This window comes from uncultured Georgenia sp., assembly GCF_937958535.1.
Taxonomy (GTDB): domain Bacteria; phylum Actinomycetota; class Actinomycetes; order Actinomycetales; family Actinomycetaceae; genus Oceanitalea.
The window spans coordinates 1-5688 of record NZ_CALGNQ010000087.1 but is presented as its reverse complement, the minus strand read 5'-3'; the positions used below and the strand labels follow the sequence as shown (position 1 = coordinate 5688).

Sequence of the window (5688 nt, the reverse complement as noted above, 5' to 3'; positions counted from 1 at the left end):
AGACGCCCTTGGCGTCGACGAGCTTGGAGCCCACCCGCAGCCGGGTGAGGAAGGTCGAGGCCATCCCGGCCCGGCCCTTGTCGAGGAACTCCACGAGCGTGTCGTGGGTGCCGACGGCGACGATGAGCTCGGCGCCCTTGTCGTCGGCGAGGAGCATGGCGACGTCCTCGCTGGTGCCGGTGGCCGGGAAGACGACGTGGTCGACGCCGAGCTGCTCGACGCGGGCCAGCCCCGGGGCGCGGCCGTCGCGGTAGGCGTGCACGACGATCTCGGCGCCGCTCTGCAGCGCGGTGTCGGACACGGAGTCCATGTCGCCGACGATCATGTCCGGCTTGAGGCCGGCCTCGAGGATGGCGTCGGCGCCGCCGTCGACCCCGATGAGGACGGGCCGGTACTCGCGCACGTAGGACCGGAGCATCGCCAGGTCCTCCTTGTAGTGGTAGCCGCGCACGACGATGAGGACGTGGCGGCCCTCGAGCTTCGTGCGCACGTCGGGCACGCCGACGCCGTCCAGGAGGAGCTCGCGCTCGCGGTTGAGGTAGTCCATCGTGTTGCCGGCGAAGGCCTCGAGCTGGACCGACAGGCCCTCGCGGGCCTCGGCCATCGCCTCGGCGACGCTCTGCGGGGTCTGGACAGTGCCCTCGGCGACGAGCACGTCCCCGGAGTACACCGCCCCGCCGTCGACGCGCACGGTGCGGCCCTCGCGCAGCGACATGACGGCGCCGCCGAGGTCGTCGACGAGCGGGATGCCCTCGGCGACGAGGATCTCCGGGCCCAGGTTCGGGTAGCGGCCGGAGGTGGAGGGCGCGGCGTTGAGGACGGCGGCGGGACGGCAGGCGACGAGGGCCTCGGCCGAGACCCGGTCGAGGTCGACGTGGTCGATGACGGCGATGTCGCCCGGGCGCAGCCGCTTGGTGAGGTTCTTCGTGCGAGCGTCCACCCGCACCGGGCCGGTGACGCCGGGCCCGGTCTCGGGGGGTGTGCGACGGCGGAAGGGGGCTCTCACGCCTGTCATCGTGCCATGACGGCCCGGTCGAGGAGCTCCGCCGCGTGGCGCCGGGCCACGTCGGAGTCCTCCTGGCCGGACAGCATGCGGGCCAGCTCGCGCTCCCGCTCCTCCCCGGTGATGCGGCGGACGTCGGTGATCGTCGTCGCACCGGTGGACTTGCTCACGAGGAGGTGGGTGTCGGCGAATGCGGCGACCTGGGGCAGGTGGGTGACGACGATCACCTGCGCCACCCGGGCGAGCCCCGCCAGGCGGCGACCGACCTCGATCGCCGCGCGGCCCCCGACCCCGGCGTCGACCTCGTCGAAGACGAACGTCGGCCGGTGGTCGGCCGGGGTGCGCCCCGGGTCGGCGACCGCGACCTCGAGGGCGAGCATGACGCGGGAGAGCTCACCGCCCGAGGCGCCGTCGCCGAGCGGGCGGGGCGGGGAGTCGGGCCGCGGCTGCAGCAGCAGGGCCACCGCCTCCGCCCCCCACGGCCCGGGCTCGGGCAGCGGCTCGAGGGCGACCTCCAGGTGCGCCCCGGGCATGGCCAGGCCGGCGAGCTCGGCGTCGACGGCGGCGCTGAGCCGCTCCGCGGCCGCGCGCCGGGCGGCGCTGAGTCGGCCCGCCTGCTCCGCCAGGGTGGCGGTGAGCCCAGCGATCTCCTCGCGCAGTGCGGCGCCGCCGTCCTGCGGGCCGTCGATCTCCGCGAGCCGGGCGGCCGCCGCGGCGGACCACTCGGACAGTGCGTCGGGACTCTCCACGCCCAGCCGCAGGGACGCGTCACGCAGTGCGGCGCGGCGCTCGTGGACGGTCTGCAGGCGCTCGGGGTCGGCCTCGAGGGAGGCGAGGAAGGTCCCCAGCTCGGTGCCGACGTCGGAGAGCAGGTAGGAGACCTCCCCGAGCCGCTCGGCCAGGCCGGCCAGCTCGGGGTCGCCCACCTCCAGGGCACGGCGCGCCTCGTCGACGAGCACGGTGGCGTCCAGCTCGGCGCCCTCCCCCGCCCCGGCGAGTGCGGCGTGGGCACGCCCGGCGGCCTCGCGCAACTCCTCGACGTTGCCGAGGCGCTCGGCCTCGGCGCGCAGGGCGTCGTCCTCCCCGGGCTGGGGGTCGAGGCTCTCCAGCAGCTCCAGCCCGGCGCGCAGCCGGGCGGCCTCACCGGCACGCTCGTCGGCGCGGGCCTGCCACTCCTCCAGCCGGGCGCGGGCGTCGGTGAGCCGGCGCCACGTCTCGCGGTACTCGGCGAGCAGGGGGCCGGTGTCGGCGAAGCGGTCGAGGAGCTCGCGCTGCCGTGCCGGGGCGCGCAGCCGCAGCTGGTCGGACTGTCCGTGGACGGTGACGAGGTCGGCGGCGAGGTCGGCGAGGAAGGCCTGGGGCACGCTGCGGCCCCCGGCGAAGGACCGGGAGCGGCCCTGCGCGGGCAGGGTGCGGGCGAGGATGAGGGCGTCGTCGTCGAGCGAGCCGCCGGCGTCCTCGACCCGGGCGGCGACGTCGTCGGAGACGACGAAGGTGCCCTCGACGACGGCGCGGTCGGCCCCGGTGCGGACCATGCCGGTGTCCCCGCGGCCGCCGAGGAGCAGGTCCAGTCCGGTGAGCACCATGGTCTTGCCCGCGCCGGTCTCCCCGGTGATCACCGTGAACCCGGCGCCCAGCTCGAGGGAGGCCGAGACGATGACACCGAGGTTCTCGATGCGGATCTCCTCGATCACGGGTCCTTCCTTCCTCCTCTCCACCCGGTGACCGGAAGGTTGAACTTCGCCACGAGCCGGCCGGAGAACGGGGTCTGCTCCAGCCGGGCGAGACGGACCGGCTCACGCCCGCGGCGCACGTCGATGTGCGAGCCGATGGGTGCGGGGAGCTGGCGCCGCCCGTCGCACCACACGTCGCCGCCGGAGAGGTTGCGGTCGAGGACCTCGACGGCGAGCACGGAGTCCGGGCTGGTGACGATGGGCCGGGAGAACAGCGCGTGCGCGGCGATCGGGACGACGAGCAGGGCCTCGACGTCGGGCCACACGATCGGCCCGCCGCCGGAGAAGGCGTAGGCGGTGGAGCCGGTGGGCGTGGCGATGACGATGCCGTCGCAGCCGAAGGTGGACAGGCCCCGGCCGTCGACGCCGAGCCCGAGCTCGATGACGCCGGAGCGGTCGACCTTCTCGATGGTGGCCTCGTTGACCGCCCAGCCCTCGTGGCACTCCCCCGCGGGGGTCTGCACCTCGACGTCGATGGTCATGCGCTCCTCGACGGTGTAGGCGCGGTCGGCGATCCGCTGGACGACGTCGTCCAGGCCGTCGGGGTCGGCCTCGGCGAGGAAGCCGACGTGGCCGAGGTTGACACCGATGAGGGGGATGTCGCGGCCGCGGACGAGCTCGGCGGCGCGCAGCAGCGTGCCGTCGCCTCCGAGCACGAGGACGAGCTCGGGGTCCTCGCCGGGGCGGTCACCGAGCTCGTGGACGGGCTCGATGCCCAGCGCGCGCAGCCGGCTCTCGGCGTCGTCGGCGGCGGTCACGGCCTGGGGCCGCCACTCGTGCCGCACGATGAGGACGCGGCGGCTCACGGGCCGACCGCCGGTCGTCGGTCGATGGCGTCGGCAATCACCGCGTCGAGCTCCTCGGGTGGGTGGGCACGGTCGAGGTCACGCCGCAAGCCTATGAAGTACTCGACGTTCCCGCTGGGACCGGGCAGGGGGCTGGGCACCACGGCGAAGGTGTGGAGGCCGAGCCCTGCCGCGGTGTCCGCGACCGTGCGCACGGCCTGGGCGTGGCGCGCGGGGTCGCGCACGACGCCGCCCTTGCCCACCCCCTCCCGGCCCACCTCGAACTGGGGCTTGACCATGAGGAGGAAGTCGGCGTCGGGGGCGGCCGCGGCGGCCAGCGCGGGCAGGACGAGGGTGAGGGAGATGAAGGACAGGTCCGCTACGACGAGCTCGGGCGGCGGCGCGACGGCCGCCGGGTCGAGGGTGCGGACGTTGGTCCGGTCGAGCACCGTAACGCGGGGGTCCTGCTGCAGGGACCAGGCCAGCTGCCCGTAGCCGACGTCGACGGCGACGACGTGCGCAGCCCCGCGGCGCAGCAGCACGTCGGTGAAGCCGCCGGTGGACGCACCGGCGTCGAGGGCGCGGCGGCCGGCGACGGGAGGGGCCTGGGGGCCGAGCGCGTCGAGGGCGCCGGCGAGCTTGTGCGCGCCGCGCGAGACGTACTCCTCCTCGGCGGGGGCGACGACCCGCAGCGCCTGGGCGGGGTCGACCTGTCGGGCGGGCTTGGTCACCGCCGTGCCGTCGAGGAGCACGTGGCCGGCGGAGATGAGCTCGGCGGCGTGCTGACGGGAGCGGGCCAGGCCGCGGCGCACGAGCTCGGCGTCGACCCGGACGAGCCGTGCCATCAGGAGTCGGCGCTGGACAGCTGGGCGGCCAGCGCGCGGTGGACGGCGTCGAGGACTGCCACGTGCTCCGACAGCGGACGCTGGGCGAGCGTCTCCAGCTCGGCGAGCTCGGGCACCGGCCGGGGCGCGGCCTGCGGGCCGGGGCCGGGTGGGCGCGGTGTGGGGCGGGGGCGCGGTGCGTCCCCGGTGGGCTGCGCCGGCCGCTGGGCCGGGTGCGGCGTGTCGTTCGACATGGCTCCCCTTCCTCCGGGGGTCAGGCTACCGCCGCCCACCGCCCGGATCGGCGATGCGCCCCCGTAAGGTGGCGGGATGGACACCGAAGAACGCATCGCCGTCTTCCTCGACTACGAGAACCTCGCGCTCGGAGCCCGTGACCTGGGGATCGCCTTCGACTTCGGACCCATCGCCGATACGCTCGCGCTGCGGGGCCGCGCGGTCGTGCGCCGGGCGTACGCGGACTGGTCCTTCTTCGACGAGGACCGTCGCGCGCTGACCCGGCACCAGGTCGAGCTCATCGAGATGCCGCAGCACATGGGGGCGTCGCGGAAGAACGCGGCCGACATCAAGATGGCGGTCGACGCGGTCGAGATGGCCTTCGAGCGGGAGTACATCTCCACCTTCGTCGTCTGCACCGGCGACAGTGACTTCTCCCCGCTCGTCCACAAGCTGCGCGAGCTCAACAAGCGCGTGATCGGCGTCGGGGTGGAGAACTCCACCTCGCGACTGCTGCCGCCGGCGTGCGACGAGTTCCTCTTCTACGAGCGGCTGGAGGGGGTGGAGGCGGGTGAGCCGCCGGCACGACGACGGCGCGGTGGCGGCTCGCGGCCGGAGAGCACCACCGCCGACCGGACGCCCGCCCCGCCCACAGAGCGGCCCGCGCCCGAGCAGGAGCAGGATCAGGATCAGGAGCCGGCCGCCGAGTCCGACCCCGGGTCGCTCGCCGTGCCGGTGGTCCAGACCCTGGCGGGCCTGGCGACGACGTCGGACGCGGTGACCGCCTCGGTGCTCAAGCGGGCGCTGCTGCGCAAGGACCCCACCTTCAGCGAGTCGGACTACGGGTTCCGGTCCTTCGGGGAGGTGCTGCGCCACCTGGCCGAGCGCGGGCTCGTCGAGCTCTCCCCCGGCCCGGCAACGGGCGACCCGGAGGTGTCGCTGGCCGAGCGGGGTGGACGTGCGGAGTCGTTCGCGCTGCTTGCCGCGGTCATCGCCGAGTCCGGTGGCGCGGTCCCGCTCTCCGGGTTGAAGAACCGGATGCGCAAGCACCAGCCGGCGTTCAGCGAGAAGGCGCTCGGGTACCGCAGCTTCCTCCAGTTCTGCCGGGC

Annotated in this window: 6 protein-coding genes; 1 reads left to right on the top strand and 5 read right to left on the bottom strand. The window is 75.0% G+C overall.

Annotated features, from left to right (window positions below; genetic code table 11):
• The 5 genes from steA to Q0195_RS05030 form a co-directional block, all read right to left on the bottom strand.
• On the bottom strand, positions 1–1006 hold a 1006-nt coding region (gene steA, locus Q0195_RS05050), incomplete at its 3' end, for a putative cytokinetic ring protein SteA (protein WP_299275436.1).
• 5 nt (positions 1007–1011) lie between these two features.
• Positions 1012–2697: a DNA repair protein RecN gene (recN, locus tag Q0195_RS05045; RefSeq protein WP_299275433.1), complete on the bottom strand. Its 1686-nt coding sequence runs from the start codon at positions 2695–2697 to the stop codon at positions 1012–1014.
• Entirely contained in the window at positions 2694–3542 is an 849-nt protein-coding gene (locus Q0195_RS05040; protein WP_299275430.1) for an NAD kinase, read from the bottom strand. The genes recN and Q0195_RS05040 overlap by 4 nt, the downstream gene beginning before the upstream one ends.
• Positions 3539–4366 (bottom strand): TlyA family RNA methyltransferase, encoded by an 828-nt coding sequence (locus Q0195_RS05035; RefSeq protein WP_299275428.1) that lies wholly within the window; start codon positions 4364–4366, stop codon positions 3539–3541. The genes Q0195_RS05040 and Q0195_RS05035 overlap by 4 nt, the downstream gene beginning before the upstream one ends.
• Complete coding sequence (locus Q0195_RS05030; RefSeq protein ID WP_299275425.1) at positions 4366–4599, bottom strand: hypothetical protein; 234 nt, start codon at positions 4597–4599, stop codon at positions 4366–4368. Before Q0195_RS05030 ends, Q0195_RS05035 begins: the two co-directional genes overlap by 1 nt.
• A gap of 76 nt (positions 4600–4675) precedes the next feature.
• On the opposite strand from Q0195_RS05030, the gene Q0195_RS05025 reads away from it, so the two are divergent.
• Positions 4676–5688: NYN domain-containing protein (locus Q0195_RS05025; RefSeq protein WP_299275422.1), on the top strand; the 1013-nt coding region annotated here is incomplete at its 3' end.